The 15,141-nt window shown below is 69.7% G+C and carries 14 protein-coding genes and 1 pseudogene; 8 read left to right on the plus strand and 7 right to left on the minus strand.

From position 1 onward, the window contains the following. The 5 genes and pseudogenes from ABT367_RS27190 to ABT367_RS27210 form a co-directional block, all read left to right on the plus strand. Window positions 1–153, plus strand: a pseudogene (locus ABT367_RS27190) (DNA-directed RNA polymerase subunit alpha); the annotation flags it as partial. A 233-nt stretch (window positions 154–386) separates the two neighbouring features. Continuing rightward, entirely contained in the window at window positions 387–1,250 is an 864-nt protein-coding gene (locus tag ABT367_RS27195; RefSeq protein WP_352255732.1) for an NAD(P)-dependent oxidoreductase, read from the plus strand. A 271-nt stretch (window positions 1,251–1,521) separates the two neighbouring features. Further along, window positions 1,522–2,376 carry an expansin EXLX1 family cellulose-binding protein gene (locus ABT367_RS27200; RefSeq protein ID WP_352255733.1) on the plus strand — a complete coding sequence of 285 codons (855 nt, stop codon included), beginning with the start codon at window positions 1,522–1,524 and terminating at the stop codon, window positions 2,374–2,376. A 210-nt stretch (window positions 2,377–2,586) separates the two neighbouring features. Next, window positions 2,587–3,630, plus strand: coding sequence for a TIGR03617 family F420-dependent LLM class oxidoreductase (locus tag ABT367_RS27205; protein ID WP_352255734.1), 1,044 nt, complete (start codon window positions 2,587–2,589; stop codon window positions 3,628–3,630). 10 nt (window positions 3,631–3,640) lie between these two features. Then, the gene (locus ABT367_RS27210) at window positions 3,641–4,432 is read left to right on the plus strand and encodes an enoyl-CoA hydratase/isomerase family protein (protein WP_352255735.1); all 792 of its coding nucleotides are present in this window, start codon (window positions 3,641–3,643) and stop codon (window positions 4,430–4,432) included. Window positions 4,433–4,537: 105 nt separating this feature from the next. Here the strand turns inward: ABT367_RS27210 and ABT367_RS27215 are convergent, their stop codons facing one another. The 5 genes from ABT367_RS27215 to ABT367_RS27235 all read right to left on the minus strand — a co-directional run bounded on the left by ABT367_RS27215 (window position 4,538) and on the right by ABT367_RS27235 (window position 8,307). Further along, window positions 4,538–4,849, minus strand: a complete 312-nt coding sequence (locus ABT367_RS27215; protein ID WP_352255736.1) for an SCO5918 family protein — start codon at window positions 4,847–4,849, stop codon at window positions 4,538–4,540. A 49-nt stretch (window positions 4,850–4,898) separates the two neighbouring features. After that, on the minus strand, window positions 4,899–5,303 hold the full coding sequence (locus tag ABT367_RS27220) for a CBS domain-containing protein (RefSeq protein WP_434975549.1): 405 nt from the start codon (window positions 5,301–5,303) through the stop codon (window positions 4,899–4,901). A 44-nt stretch (window positions 5,304–5,347) separates the two neighbouring features. Beyond that, window positions 5,348–6,808, minus strand: a complete 1,461-nt coding sequence (locus ABT367_RS27225; protein WP_352255738.1) for a DEAD/DEAH box helicase — start codon at window positions 6,806–6,808, stop codon at window positions 5,348–5,350. Window positions 6,809–7,060: 252 nt separating this feature from the next. Next, window positions 7,061–7,264 carry a cold-shock protein gene (locus ABT367_RS27230; protein WP_165329930.1) on the minus strand — a complete coding sequence of 68 codons (204 nt, stop codon included), beginning with the start codon at window positions 7,262–7,264 and terminating at the stop codon, window positions 7,061–7,063. 473 nt (window positions 7,265–7,737) lie between these two features. Next, a complete protein-coding gene (locus ABT367_RS27235) occupies window positions 7,738–8,307 on the minus strand; it encodes a VanZ family protein (protein ID WP_352255762.1) in 570 nt (189 codons plus the stop codon). Window positions 8,308–8,482: 175 nt separating this feature from the next. Between ABT367_RS27235 and ABT367_RS27240 the strand changes: the two genes are divergently transcribed. From ABT367_RS27240 to ABT367_RS27250, 3 genes are all read left to right on the plus strand, one after another. Beyond that, a complete protein-coding gene (locus tag ABT367_RS27240; protein ID WP_352255739.1) occupies window positions 8,483–9,082 on the plus strand; it encodes a GNAT family N-acetyltransferase in 600 nt (199 codons plus the stop codon). A 126-nt stretch (window positions 9,083–9,208) separates the two neighbouring features. Continuing rightward, window positions 9,209–10,471 carry an amidohydrolase gene (locus tag ABT367_RS27245; protein WP_352255763.1) on the plus strand — a complete coding sequence of 421 codons (1,263 nt, stop codon included), beginning with the start codon at window positions 9,209–9,211 and terminating at the stop codon, window positions 10,469–10,471. Between the two features lie 74 nt (window positions 10,472–10,545). Beyond that, window positions 10,546–12,543 (plus strand): sel1 repeat family protein, encoded by a 1,998-nt coding sequence (locus ABT367_RS27250; RefSeq protein WP_352255740.1) that lies wholly within the window; start codon window positions 10,546–10,548, stop codon window positions 12,541–12,543. Window positions 12,544–12,731: 188 nt separating this feature from the next. On the opposite strand, the gene ABT367_RS27255 is transcribed toward ABT367_RS27250, so the two are convergent. Together ABT367_RS27255 and ABT367_RS27260 are read right to left on the minus strand one after the other, a co-directional pair. Then, window positions 12,732–13,229, minus strand: coding sequence for a hypothetical protein (locus tag ABT367_RS27255; protein ID WP_352255741.1), 498 nt, complete (start codon window positions 13,227–13,229; stop codon window positions 12,732–12,734). A gap of 134 nt (window positions 13,230–13,363) precedes the next feature. Further along, on the minus strand, window positions 13,364–14,830 hold the full coding sequence (locus ABT367_RS27260) for a glycoside hydrolase family 16 protein (protein WP_352255742.1): 1,467 nt from the start codon (window positions 14,828–14,830) through the stop codon (window positions 13,364–13,366). Window positions 14,831–15,141 lie beyond the last annotated feature (311 nt).

Consider the following 15,141-nt stretch of genomic DNA (forward strand, 5'->3'; position numbering starts at 1 on the left):
GGCGCCAAGTCCATCGACGAGGTCAAGGCCAAACTGGCCGGCATGGGCATGGGCCTCAAGGACAGCCCGCCCGGATTCGACCCCACCACCGCGGCCGACACCTACCACGCCGACGACACGGATGCCGGATTCATCGAAACCGAGCAGTACTGAACGGCGGATCGACGCAGCGCGCCCAGGGCGAGCCAGAACGTCCCGATCGGCGGGCCTGATCGTAGTGATGGTCATCAGGATGAAGAGGGCCTGCTCTGGCAGTGGTTGACAGTCAGGCCATCGCTCTTGAGGGAGCACGGGAGCACACCTTCACGTCGCCCCCCAAGGATTTGCGATCGTAACTCCGTGACATCCTTGACAGGTTCAGACGGTTCAGGAAAGGGGCGCTCTGCGTGAGCAGCATCGCGGTCATCGGTCTGGGAGCCATGGGGGCACCCATCGCGCGCAACCTCTTGAAGGCCGGCCACGACGTCGTGGTGTGGAACCGTTCCGACGGGCCCGCGGGCGAACTGGTCGCAGCGGGCGCCCGTCGCGCCTCCTCCGTCGCAGAGGCCATGCGCTCGCCGGTGGTCTTCTCGGTGCTGTCCGACGACCGGGCCGTCGCCGAGACGTTCATCGACTCCGGCGTCCTCGCCCGGACTCCGGCCGGGACGGTTCACGTCAACCTCGCCACGGTGAGCACCGACCTGGCTCGCCGGGCCGGCGCCGCACACGCCGAGCACGGTGTCGGATACGTCGCGGCACCGGTCTTCGGCCGCGTTCCGGTTGCCGAAGCAGGAGAACTCAACGTCCTTGCTGCGGGCGAGGATGCGCTGCTCGACCGCGTGCAGCCGTTCTTCGACGTGATCGGCTCACGGACATGGCGAGTCGGCGACCGGCCGGAGCAGGCCAACACCGTGAAGATCCTCGGCAACTACCTGATCGCCTGCGCGATCCAGTCACTGGGCGAGGCCGTCAGCGTCGCGGAAGGCGCCGGTGTCGACTCCGGACAGTTGGTCGAGCTGCTGACCTCCACGCTCTTCCCGGGAGCCGTCTACACCGGTTACGGCTCGATGATTGCCGAACGGCGCTATCAGCCGGCCGGATTCACCACAGTCCTGGGCCGCAAGGACCTCCACCTCGCGCTCGACGCAGCGACCGACCAGGGCATTCCGCTCCCGATCGGTCAACTCTTGCGGGCGGTCTTCGACCAGGCCATCGCCGACGGTCGCGGAGCGGACGACTGGGCTGTCATCGCGGAGCAGCAGCCGCGGTGACCACGGGCGGCCCACGTCCGTGACCGCGTCGTGGCGGCGGCTCCTGGTGGGCCGCGAGGTGGACCAGACCGATATAGCGCGAAGCGCTCGGCACCGACGGGTTCTCGGCCATCATGTTCGTGGCAAGCTCTGCCATCACGGGCGTCCCACCCACCTCAAGGACTCGTCAGTGATACCTCGTTCGCCTCGCCTCCCGTCGCGCCGACGGCGCGCGCCACGCACGCGACGGGCATCGCACACAGGGCGCTCGGCCCTCCTTGCCATAGCAGCCGTGACCGTGCTCGCAGCACTCGTCATGACCTTCGACCCGACGGCCGCCACCTCGTCGGGCCAGGCAGCAGGAATCACACCGACGAACACGACCGGCGCGCCTGCTACGCCCAGCAGTCGGCGCACTCCCGATCCGTCGGCGACCACGAGCAAGCAGGCCCCGAAGACGTCCACGAGTGCGAAACCGAAGCGTTCTTCACCCGCTGCCGGCTCGACGGCCAAGCCGGTCGCCGGTGCGGTACTCGCCGGACGGATAAGACCCGGCACCACGTACAGCGGAACCGCCACGTTCTACGACGCCGCGGACGGCAACGGCGCCTGCTCCTTCGGTCCCACCTCCGACGTGATGACCGCGGCCATGAACAGCACCGACTACGAGACCTCCAAGGCATGCGGCGCGCACATCCGCGTACAGAACTCACGCGGCGCCACCATCACCGTGCGCGTCACCAACGAGTGTCCGACATGCGTCAAGGGCCAACTCGACCTCAGCGCTCAGGCCTTCGCCGTGCTCGCCGCCCCGTCGCAGGGACAGATCCCCGTCACTTGGCGTCTGCTGAGCCCTTCCACCGCCCAGCCCTTGTCGATCCGGTACAAGACCGGATCCAGCCGGTACTGGTGTGAGATTCAGGCCCTGGGCCACCGCAATCCGCTGACAAGGCTCGAAGTGCGCACCGGCGGCGGCTGGCAAGCGCTGCCCCGTACGGCATACAACTACTTCACCTCCGAGAACGGCAGCGGCTGCGGGGGCGCGATCAGACTCACCGACATCTACGGGGAGCGGCTGGAGTTCAGCGGAATCGGGATCCGGCCCGATGTCCGGCAGCAGGTGCGCGCGCAGTTCGCCGCCCACTGACAGTACGGCTGCGTGCTGAGACGCACGATCGCCCCAGTCGTCGCAGTCCCGGGCCGGGACACCGTAGAGTTCTGACTATGCATCAGAAAGTTGGCGAGGAAGCGGGCGTCGAGGGCTTCGGCCTGCGCGAGCTGAAGGAACTGCCGGCGTGAGCGCATCGAGGCGTCGGGCACGGACCTGGCGCGTGCGCGCGATATCGACGAGGTCGTCGTGACGCGCCACCTGCCGGTCGACACCCAGCTGGTGGCCGCACTCGGCGAGGAGGGCGCCGCCGCGCGGCGGCTCAAGGAGCAGGGGTTCGACGGCGCCTTCACCTTCGAGGGCGGTCACGATGTGTTCTTCCCGCTCGTGACCGCCGCGCGGGAGGGCGTCGGGCTCGACCTGATGACCAACATCGCGGTGGCGCTGCCCCGTTCGCCGGTCCACCTCGCGCATGCGGCCTGGGATCTGCAGCAACTGTCCGGCGGCCGCTTCCGGCTGGGTCTCGGCAGTCAGGTGAAGGCGCATGTCACCCGCAGGTACGGGTCCCGGTTCGACCCGCCGGTGGGCCGTATGCGGGAGTGGGTGCGCGCGACCAAGGCCGTACTGGACTCCTGGGCCGATGGGGAGCCCCTGGCGTACGAGGGCACTTACACCAGCCACACCCTGATGCCACCGACGTTCCGGCCGGAGCCCTCGCCGCACCCCGTCCCGCCGGTCCTGCTCGCGGCGCTCGGCCCGCGGATGACCGCGGCCGCCGGGGAGGTGGCCGACGGGCTCCTCGTGATGCCGTTCAACAGCGCACTGCACGTACGAAAGCGCACCCTGCCCGCTCTCGCCGAGGGGCTCGCGGCGGCGGGGCGGCCTCCACTCGGTGGCGTGGGAGACACGTTCGAGGTGGTGGCCGAGGTCATCGTGGGGTGTGCACGGGACGAACGGGAGCTGGCTCAGGCGACGGCGGGGGTACGGCGGCTGCTCGCGTTCTACGCCTCGACGCCCGCGTACCGGCCTGTCCTCGACGTCCACGGCTGGGGTGAACTCCAGCCGGAACTGCAGAAGTTGACCCGCACGGGACGGTGGGATCAGCTGCCCGACGCGATCGACGACACCATGCTCCATACGCTGGCCGCTGTCGGCTCGCCGAAGGACGTGGCCGCCGAGATCCATGCCCGGTGGCATGGCGTGGCCACCCGGCTGGCGTTCTACCAGCCCTACAGCGCTCAGCCCGACACGACGGGCGAGCTCTTGGCGGCGATCCGTGCGGGAGGTGAGTGAGGTGGGCGACGTGACCGAGGTCCGCGTCGAGGTCGACTCGACCGGCGTCGCCGTGATCACGCTCGACGGACCCACGCGCCTGAACGCGCTGTCCGGCTCCACCTTGCGCGCCCTGGGCGACGCCTATCGCAGCTGCGACACCGACGACGCCGTACGGGCCGTCGTCCTCACCGGTGCCGGCCGTGCCTTCTGCGCCGGAGCCGACCTCTCCGCACAGGCGGGCGCCTTCGATACGCCCAAGGGCGACTTCACCGCGTCTCCCGTACAGCCGCCGGCCTGGCGCGTACGCAAGCCGGTGATCGCGGCGATCAACGGTCACGCGATCGGTATCGGCCTCACCGTCGCGCTGCAGTGCGACATCCGGTACGTGGCCGAGGACGCCAAGCTGGCCGTTCCGCAGGTAAGGCGCGGCATGGTCGGGGACTGCCAGTCCCACTACACGCTGCGGCGTACGGTCGGCCTCGCCGTCGCCGCCGAACTGCTGCTGACCGGACGGACGCTGACCGGCCGGGAGGCCGCCGACCGCGGCATCGCCGGCCGCGCCCTGCCGGCCCCCGACGTGCTTCCCACCGCACTGGCGCTCGCCCACGACACGGCGGCCGAGGCCAATCCCGCCTCGGTCGCGCTGAGCAAACGGTTGCTGTGGTCGGATCTGGACGCCGACGCGGTCGAACGGGCTGAGACCCTGGCCCATCTCGCGCTCCTCGGCACGGACGACGCCGCGGAGGGGGCCGCGGCCTGGCGGGAACGCCGGTCACCGAGGTGGAACTCCAAAGCCGGTGACCACGTGGACCCCGCGTGAACTTCGCGCGGGGTCACGGGGCTTGAGGCACGTACCGGCTCAATGCGCAGGCCGCCGGCCGGACCCTCACCGTCGTACGGGCAGCGGCTCGCGCCGCCCCCTCGGTCAGACGGCTGTGGGAGCGCCCAGCATCGCGGAAGCGTTCTGCAACGGGCTCAGACCACGCGTGGGCGCTACGGCCTGAGGAAGGCCGCGGCAGGTGAAGCCGAGTCGGGTCATGGCCCGCAGGACTTCACCGGCACTGAAGTCACGGCGGTCCTGGCGCGTGATGACCTGTCCGACCTGCTTGAGCGGGTAGGTGCGGCGGCCGATGATCACGGACTCGCCGATGACCTCCTCGGGTTTGACACCCCTCATGGATTCCAGGACTCCGCTTCTGGTGAGCTCGAACGGGAAGCGGGCGATGACACAGCGCATGATGCCTCACAGGGGGGAGTCGGGAGATGGTGGCGCCGCGCCGAGGAGGTCAGCGGACGAGGGCGAGGATGCCCAGGGCGCTGCCGTACTCGTCGACGACGGGCAGGGCGGCGAGGCGGCGGTCGCGCATGGAGTGCTCGGCTTCGGCCATCGTGGTCACGGGCGAAGCGAACGGACCGCGGTCGGGGAGGATGTCGCGGAGCTGGATGCGGTCCGTGTACGCGGAACCGTCACGGACCGCGGCGAGTTGGGCCTGGGTGACCAGTCCGGTGCACCGGCCGTCGTTGTCGCAGATGAGCAGGTGTTCGGTGCGGGCGCCGACCATGAGGGACAGGGCCACCTCGACGGTCATGTCGTCACAGACCTGGGGCCCGGCCGGTTCCATCGTGTCGGTCACCGTCCGGGGTACGGGGACGGCTCTGACCGGGCGGGGTTGCATCTGGTCCAGCATCAAAGGTGCCTCCTGCGAAGACGGGCCGGTTCCTGGTCTCACGGTGCTCAGGCGGCCGCATCGAAGGCCGATCGCCGGGTGCTCGTGCGGCGGGCCGCCGAGGCGGGGCTGCGCCGGCCGCGGCCGGCCGTGCCGCGCCCGCGCCGCTCGGCCACCGGCGCGGTGATCGTGACGGGGACACCGGACGGTGCCTGGGCGCCGGTGATCTGGCTGAGCGCCGCTTCGCCGGAGCGGACCTGCGTGGTCTGCGGGACGATGCCGGCGGTGGCCATGAGGCGGGTCATATCGCGACGTTGGCCGGGGGTGACCAGGGTGACGACGCTGCCGGACTCGCCGGCCCGTGCGGTGCGGCCGCCCCGGTGGAGGTAGTCCTTGTGATCGGTGGGCGGGTCCACATTGACGACGAGATCGAGGTTGTCGACATGGATGCCGCGCGCCGCCACGTTCGTCGCGACGAGCACCGTGACATGCCCGGTCTTGAACTGGGTCAGGGTCCTGGTGCGTTGCGGCTGCGACTTGCCGCCGTGCAGTGCGGCGGCCCGCACCCCGCTGTTCAGCAGGTCCTGTGTCAGCCGGTCGACGGCGTGCTTGGTGTCGAGGAACATGATCACCCGGCCCTCGCGGGCCGCGATCTCGGTCGTCGTACGGTGCTTGTCGGCGCCGTGGACGTGCAGGACGTGGTGCTCCATCGTGGTGACCGCGCCCGCCGAAGGGTCGACGGAGTGCACGACCGGGTCGGTGAGATAGCGGCGGACCAGGAGATCGACGTTGCGGTCGAGGGTGGCGGAGAACAGCATCCGCTGGCCTTCGGGACCGACTTGGTCGAGGAGCGCGGTGACCTGGGGCATGAACCCCATGTCGGCCATCTGGTCGGCCTCGTCGAGGACGGTGATCGCGACCTGGTTCAGCCGGCAGTCGCCCCGGTCGATGAGGTCCTTGAGGCGGCCCGGCGTCGCGACGACGACTTCCGCGCCGCGCCGCATTGCACTGACCTGCCTGCGGATCGGCATTCCGCCGACGACAGTGGTCAGCCGCAGCCGCACCGAACGGGCGTAGGGGGCAAGGGCGTCGGTCACCTGCTGTGCCAACTCGCGTGTCGGCACCAGGACCAGGGCCAGCGGCTGTCCGGGCTCGGCGCGCTGTCCGGCGGTACGGGCCAGCAGCGCCAGGCCGAAGGCGAGGGTCTTGCCCGACCCGGTACGTCCCCGGCCGAGGACGTCGCGGCCCGCGAGGGTGTTCGGGAGGGTGGCGCCCTGGATCGGGAACGGGACGGTCATCCCTTCCGCGGTGAGCGCGGCCAGCAGTTGCTTGGGCATGTCGAGGTCGGCGAACGTCTCGACGGCGGGCAGCCCCGGTGTGATCGTCTTCGGCGGAGCGAACTCACCCGACACCGCCGCGGGCCTGCGGCCCTGCGCGCCGGACCTGCTTTGCCCTCCCCCGGAGCGCCTCGGGGTGGACGAGCCGAAACGGCTGCGGGACGTGCGACTGTTCGTACGTGCGGGGTTCATTCAGAACCTTCCTTGACACGGCGCCTGGACTCGACCTCACGTATCAAGGAATTCTCGCAGCGAAAACAACAGCGCAGAGAATCCGAGAACGGGCCGAATGGCATGCGGAAGCAAATAGGCTTGCGGTGAATTCAATGCGCGGGCGATGAAATACGACGTCGTATCGACGTGAAACGAACCCGCAGGAAATGTCCGCAGCTGGGGCCCGCACCCCGAGGGATGCGGGCCCCAGCTGCGAAGTGTGTATGAGCGTCAGACCGGAACGATGTTCTCGGCCGTCGAGCCCTTCTGGTTCTGCACGATGTCGAAGGTGACCTTCTGACCTTCGAGGAGCTCGCGGAAGCCCTGGGCGGCGATGTTCGAGAAGTGGGCGAACACGTCGGGTCCGCCGCCGTCCTGCTCGATGAAGCCGAAGCCCTTGGCCGGGTTGAACCACTTCACGGTGCCGGACGCCATGTCGAACTCTCCCTTGGGGCAGTACGCCGGCATCCGCGGTGCACGGGTGCCGGGTCGCCGCGATGATGCCCCGCCCGGAAGATGACCGGAAAATACAAAACGCTTTCCGTGGCAGAAATTGCCGATGTCAGCGTTGAAATTTATGGGAACCACGACTGCAACCTGAGAGCGACAGTAGCATGCGGTAGCAGCCCGTGTACGGCCTTTTAATTCCACTCTGTTCGTTGCGGCAAACACGCTGCGCGGGCGGGGAGTCAAACTCTCATCTCGCCGTCACAGATATTCACATCGACGGGCCGTGCGAAGGGGACCGCATGACGGTCATGCGGTAGCGGAAGCGGATACTCCCCCGAGTCGCGGCAAGTCGGTCACCATGACTCCGGCGACAAGGCCGGGACAGGAGCGGCCAAGAAGCCTTCCGGGCGCAGTCACGCATCTCGTCAGCGATGACCCCGGACCACTGAACCTCTGGCTCAGCCTTCCGCGACCAGAGCCGATGGCGTTCCGCCCGAGGACGCTCCAGGCGTCGTGCGCCACCAGCGGCGTGAGGCGAGCGCGGCCAGCACCGCGCCGGCAGTGTTGAGCAGGACATCGTCCACCGAGGACACCCGGTTCAGCTGCAGGGCGTACTGCGCGGACTCGACCATGATCGAGCAGCCCGCCGCGAGCACCAGGATCCGCGGGAGGGATGCAAGCCCCGCGAATCGCAGAGGGGCGAGGAATCCCAGCGCGGCGAACACCATCAGGTTGCCGACGACCTGGGCCGTGTCCATGGAGAGCAGGTCGCGCAGCGGGGCCAGGCTCACGACCGCGCCGTCCTCGTCGCCGGGCAGCATGATCAACCAGACCGGCGGCAACGTCCCGTAGACGAGGCCGACTTCGGCCAGCGACCTGCGCCGCGCCCGCGCCGGCGTGGCGCCCGCGGCGGTCCGTCGGCGTGCCAGCGCCCACACCGCCAGTGCGGCCAACGGCAGTACGGCCACCGTGACGGCCACCACCCCGGTGAACGTACCGGTCCAGCCGTGCCACCCCTCGAGTCGCACCACGCCTCCCCTGCTTCCGAACGACGGTCGTCATCGGCAGTTGTACCGGCGGACACATATCGTCGGTGTATGGAGCGGTGATCGGCCCTGGGCATTCGTCGCCCCTTCCACCGCATTGCGTCGGCTCCCCCAATTGCCGCGCGCACAAGCCGCCCTGCGATCTACCCTCACGGCCATGACGTCACATGATGCGCCTGCGGGCTCCCGGATCGTTCCCGACAGTGCCGGGCTGGTGATCCGGCCGGAGACCGCCGGCGATCACCAGGATGTACGTGAGGTTCATACGCGTGCCTTCGGTGACGGCGATCGGGTTCCCGGGCTCGTGGAGGCTCTTCGCGTTGCGGAGGCCCCTTTGGCTCCGATGTCGTTCGTCGCTGTCGTGGATGAACGGGTCGTCGGGCATGTCCTGCTGAGCGCGACGCGGTTGGACGCCCCGCGCCGGATCGTGGACGTCCTGACGCTGTCACCGCTGGGGGTGGCCCCCCGGTTCCAGCGTCAGGGCATCGGTACGCGGCTCATCGCCCACGCTCTCGAGGCGGCCGAAAGTCAGGGCGTGCCGCTGGTGTTCCTGGAGGGGTCGCCTCACTACTACGGCACGCGCGGCTTCGAGAGCGCCGGCGCGGCGGGCTTCCGCTCGCCGTCGCTGCGTATCCCCGAACCTGCGTTCCAGGTCGCCCGGTTGTCCGCGCACGAGCCCTGGATGACGGGCACCTTCGTCTACTCCGAGACCTTTTGGGCCTTCGACTGCGTCGGCCTGCGCGATCCCGAGGTGTGACGGGCCGGCGGGCTGACGGGTGACCGCGGACTCCGTTCCCCCGGTCACGTCGCCGGCCTATGCCGGGCGGGAGTGCACCGGTCGCTGCCTGAAGTTACGGTGTCCGCATTCGGCGGATTACGGAGGCTGGGCGTGACGGCAGAAGCGGTGGTTGCGGGCCTGAGCGGTATCCGGGAGGTTCTGGCCGGGCTCTACCGGGACCTTCATCAGCATCCTGAGTTGTCGCTGCAGGAGACAAGGTCGGCCGCCGTCCTGGCGCGCGTGTTGCGGGAGAACGGGTTCGACGAGGTCGCCGAGCAGGTCGGCAAGACCGGGGTGGTCGGCGTGCTGCGCAACGGCGACGGCCCGGTGGTGATGCTCCGTGCCGACTTCGACGCCCTGCCGGTGGAGGAGAAGACGGGACTGCCCTATGCGAGCACGGCCCGCGGTGTGGATCAGGACGGCCGCGACGTACCGGTGATGCATGCCTGCGGGCATGACATGCATGCCGCCTGCCTGGTCGGTGCCGCCATGCTCCTGGCCTCCGCCCGTCAGGAGTGGAGCGGGACACTGCTCGTGGTGTTCCAGCCGGCGGAGGAACTGGGGTGCGGTGCGCGGGGCATGGTGGAGGACGGGCTCTTCGAGCGGTTCCCCAAACCGGACATCGTGCTCGGCCAGCACGTGGCACCGCTGCCTGCCGGATTCATCGGTTACGGCACCGGCCCGGTGATGGCGGCGGCGGACTCGTTGAACGTCACCGTGCACGGTCGCGGCGGCCACGGTTCGCGCCCCGAAGCGGCGGTCGACCCGGTCCTGACGGCTGCGCATATCGTCACGCGGCTTCAGGGCGTCGTCGCCCGGGAGGTCCCGCCGGCCGAGACCGCCGTGATCACCGTCGGCAGGCTGCAGGCGGGCACCAAGGACAACATCATTCCGGACGAGGCCGAGCTCGGCCTCAACATCCGCACGTACACCCCGCAGGTCCGCGACCTGGTGCGCGCCGCCATCGAGCGGATCGTACGGGCGGAGTGCCAGGCCGGCGCCGCCGTGAAGGAACCGGATCTGACGTGGTTCGGCAGCCTCCCGAGCCTGGTGAGCGAGCCCGGGAGCACGGAGCGGACGGTGGCCGCGTTCGCCGAGTACTTCGGGCAGGAGCGGGTGCATCGCATGCCGCCGGTCAATGCCAGTGAGGACGTCGGGGTGTTCGGTGAGGTGCTCGGCGTGCCGACCGTGTTCTGGTTCTGGGGCGGACTCGAACAGGAGACTGCCGTCAAGGCGTTTCTGGAGGGGGACATCGACCGGCTGCCTGCCAACCATTCACCGCATTTCGCTCCGTTGATCGAACCGACGCTCAGCACCGGTGTCGAAGCGCTGGTGGTGGCCTCGTTGCTCTGGCTGCAGCGGCCCTGAGCCTCGCTCTCGGCCCCCCCGAGGCACCCCACCCCCGTATTCGTCAGGCTGCGCCCGCCTGAAACGATCACGGTATGACACACGGGGAACCGCATGAGGAAATACGGGACAGGGAAGCCGAGTTGGCGGCCGCGGCCGAGGCCGGACGGGAGGGCGCGTATCGCGCCTACGCCATGTTCCTCGGCAAGAACGGCCGGATGGACCAGGCCCTGCCCTGGTGGACCAGGGCGGCTGCGGACGGGGACGCGGATGCGGCGCGTACGCTCGCGATCTGCCACAAGGACCGCTGGGAGTTCGACGAATCCGAGCGCTGGTACCGCACCGCCGCCGACCGCGACGGCGGCTGCGCCTTCGGGCTCGCCACGCTCCTGAAGGAGGCCGGCGACCTGGACGGAGCACAGGAGTGGTACGCGCGGGGAGCCGCACTCGGCCACGTCCAGTGCCTCACCAACGGCGCCGTGCTCAAAGCCGCCCGCCACGGCGCCTTCGCCGAAGCCCGGGCACAGCTGGACGAGGCGGCCGAACTGGGCGACCGCAAGGCGGCGTCGGCCGGTCAGGTGATCGAGAACATCGTCGACGACCTGGAGCTCTGGGACGAAAGGCTCGCGCAGGCGGAGGCCGAGGGGGACGCAAAGGGCGCGTTCGAGGCGCTGAGTCCGCTGCGGGACCCGGAGTACGCGGGCATGTTCACGTACTACCCGAGCACGATCCGCGCGGCGGAGGGGCTTTACGCGCGAGCTGCGGCGGTCGGCTCGCACAAGGCCCTGATCGAGCAGGCCATCCTGGTGGCTCGCGACAGTGACCGGTTCGAGGAGGCCCGCGCCCTGGCCATACGGGCGCATGAGCTCGGCTACTCGGGTGCGGCCTACGTCCTCGGTGTGTGGGCGTTCGAGCGCGGTGACCAGCGTACGGCGGAGCATTGGCTCGAGACCGCCGCTTCGGCGCCCGATGGTCACGACTACGCCCGCTACTACCTCGGCCTGATCGGCATCATGCAGCGGCGGCTCGACGAGGCCGAGCGCTGGCTGCGTCTCCCCGGCGACGCCGAGGACGACGACCCGTACGCCGGACTGCCCCGGATGTTCGTCGACCAGCTCGAGGAGATCGCGGCGATCCGCGCCGACCCCGAGCGACTGCCCGACCCCGAACTCGCGGCGCGTCTGCCCGAGTTGGAAGCGGCCGCGGAGTCCGGCGGCCCCGAGGAGTGCTTCACGTACGCCGATACGCTCGAACGCCTCTACCGGCTGCCCGACGCGGCCGCCTGGTATCGCAGATCCGGCACTCCGCGCGCACTGCTCAACCTCGGGCGCATGCTTCAGGGCTGCAGTGCCGACGAGACCCCGCTCGTGCCGTACTTCGAGCCCGCCGCAGAGGCCGGGGACGCGGGGGCGGCGTACAGCATCGCCGTGATCTGCACGGATGCGAAGAACGAGCGGGCCGCCGGCATCTGGAAGCTCAAGGCCGCCGAGCTCGGACACGCGAGGGCCGCCTGGGGCGTCGGCTGGACCTGCGAACAGCGGGGTGGGGACCCGCAGTTCGCGGAGCGCTGGTACGTGCGTGCGGCCCAGGGCGGTCTGGCGCGGCCCGCGTTCCTGGCCGGCCGCAGCATGGTGCGCTGGGCTCGGTACGCCGATGCCGAGCAGTGGCTCGTGATGGCGTGGGAGAACGACATCCCCGAAGCGGCATACCACCTCGGCAGGGCGCTGCGCCGGCTCGGACGGACCGCGGAGGCCGAGCAATGGCTGCGCCGGGCGGTGGAGCGCTCCGGTGACTTCGACCCACCGCGCGGACCGCTCGAACGGCGCGTCGATCCGCGTCCCGAGCTGGCCGAGCTGCTCGTCGAGGCGGAGCGGGACGAGGAGGCCGCGCCCCTGGTCGCGGAGATCCTCGCCGAGTACCCGGGCCATCTCAACGGCCACCGCCTCGCCGGCCGACTGGCCCGGCGCCGTGGCGATCTGACCACGGCCGAGCGGCACTTCGCGCAGATCGAGGAGCGGGACTCCGACCCCGGTACGCGGATGAGCCTGCGGGAGATCCGTGAGCTGCCGGCTCAGGTCACGCACGAACACTGAGCGGCGAGTGGCCCGTGCGGGGGAACGTGGCGTGAACTCCTCGGCGGTGAACCAGCGGGCCTCGCTCACCTCTCAACAGGACCGCCACCACGGCTTATCGCCGCTTCGAATCCTTCACAGTCCGGGACCTACCGAGGGCCGGCCCGACGCCGGACCGCAGCCCTCATACGGCAGTTCGCCGATCCGCGTCAGTCGGCGGGTTCGATACGCAGGACTGCGGCGCTGGCCTTCGTCCTGAGGACCTCCAGGGTCATGGCCTTGTTGACGGTCGCGACAGTCCCCCGGTCGCACTTCAGGCTGACACCGCCACCGCCGTGCGAGGACGTGACTCCGCCCCCTGAGCACCCGGAGATGCTGTAGCCCGATCCTGTCAACGGCGCGGTGAGTTCGACCGATTCGCCGGTGATCGCCTTCACGGTCATCGGACCGAGTCCGTAGGTCTCGGGGACGGCCAGGATGTCACCGACCGCGACCTCGACCTCGCAGGTTCCATCCGCGCACGGTCCGGTCGGTGACGGCTTCGCCTTGGCCGGAGGACTCGATGGTGCGGTGGATGGCGATGTCTCGGACCGGGATCCCTTGGAGGAGCCGTTCGCGTCCGAAGAACCGGAGGATCCCGAGGAACATGCCTGGGCTCCGGCGAGCACGACCGCAACAGCCAACGCGGCGACAACAGATGACTTCATACGCACCAGGGTCACCCCGGAATCCTGCTCCGGAACGGCCGGGTCCATGCGGGCCGCCCGGTACACCTCCGCGCTGAGGTGCGGTCACCGCGGGGCAGGGACCGGCTCGTCCCGCGGTGACCGCATCATGCGGCTCAGCCGATCGGGACGCTCACCCGGGACTGATTGCCGATGCCCAGCGTGCTGGGGCCGTTGCCGATCGCGTTCCACACTTCGACGCGCACCCTGCCGTTCGTCATGGTGCCGTGCGTACCGGTCGAGGACTTGAGACCGCGGGCCTGCGTGTAGTGCTCGTAGCCGGACACGGGATCGGTGGCGAAGTAGTGGTACGTCTCCGTGCGCTCCCAGCTTCCGTCGCCCGTACGGTCGTAACTCACCCGCACCTGTTGGCCGTTGGCGACCGTGGTGCCGGCGTCGACGTAGAGATCGAACTGTGTCGAGCCGCCGGTGTACGCACCGTTGACTCCGCTCGCGGTGAAGACCTGCGGGTTGTACGGCGTACCGTCGCGGTTCACCCCGCCCGCGGACGGAAGTGTCGCCGTGGCGGCGGACGACTGGGCCGCGCCAAGCGCGCCACCGGTCCGCAGGTGCAGCGCGGTCGGATCACCGGGGTCGGGATCGGGGTCCGTGCCGCCGCCGCGTGTCCACACCGCCACGTAGTCCACCAGCATCGGGCGCCCGGAGACGGTCTCGGGGACCGGGGTGCCGTGGCCCGCGACGCCGTTGGGGAAGGCGCCGCCCATCGCCACGTTGAGCAGGATGAAGTAGCCGGCGTGGCTGGTCATGTTGTTCCAGGCCTCGGCCCCGACCCGGTTCTCGTCGACGCTGAGGTACTGCTGGCCGTCGACGTACCAGCGCAGCACGTTGGGGCTGACGCTGCGGTCCCATTCGAAGCGGTACGTGTGGAACGCGGACTGGCAGCTCGCGCCCGGGCAGGCCCTGCTGGCGCCGATGCCCTGCGTTTCGTTGCAGGGGCCGCCCGGGTTCACGCCGCAATGCAGCACGCCCCAGACGGAGTTGATCCCGTTGACGTTCTCCATGATGTCGAACTCGCCTATGGCCGGCCAGTTCCAGTAGTTGCCACGGTACGGCGCCCCGAGCGCCCAGAAGGCCGGCCAGTAGCCGAGTGCCTGGGTGCCGGTGACGTTCGGCATCTGAATGCGGCCCTCGATGGCGAGTGTGCCGCCCGCGGGTGCCTTGAAGTCGGCTCGGCGGGTCTCGATACGGCCCGAGGTCCAGTTGCCCGCGCCGTCCCTGAGCGGGGTGATGCGCAGATTGCCGCCGCCGTCGAGGCTGAGGTTGGAGGGGTTCGCGGTGTAGTTCTGGATCTCCCCGGTGCCCCAGTTCGCAGGCCCGCCGGGGTAGTTGTGGCCGGTGTCGATCTGCCAGTTCGTGGACGAGGGCAGGGCGTTGTTCGGCCCGGTGAAGTCGTCGCTCCACTGCAGTGTCCAGCCGGGCGCGGGCGGCGGTACGTCGCCGCGCGCGTCGGCCGGCATCAGCACGGTGAGGAGTCCGACCGCCGCGCAGGCCGCGATCAGCGCGGCTCTCCATCTGTTCGAGGCCCCGGTGCGGGCAGCGGACGTCGTACGGCTCGTTCTCATGGCGCCTCCGTGAGGGCGTGAACCGGTGGGGGGTGAGAGCGCTCCCACAGTTCTTGTATTCACGGAATGCGGCGCCGTCTATGGCATGACTCGGCCAACTTTTGAAGGCGAGCCGAGGATCACGGGACAGGTGTGACGCGGGTGTGCGTCACACCTGTGGTTCACGAAGTCGGTCGGCACCACGGGCCGAGGGGGCGCCGAATACCGGCCGGAGCCTTGCGGGGTGTGAGCCCACGCATATGACCCAGCACACATGCTAAGGACGCTAGTAGTGCGGCCGGTGCGCTCTGGAGCCTTGTGAGGGCTTCGGG

Source organism: Streptomyces mesophilus, assembly GCF_040300965.1.
In the GTDB taxonomy this organism is placed as follows: domain Bacteria; phylum Actinomycetota; class Actinomycetes; order Streptomycetales; family Streptomycetaceae; genus Streptomyces; species Streptomyces mesophilus_A.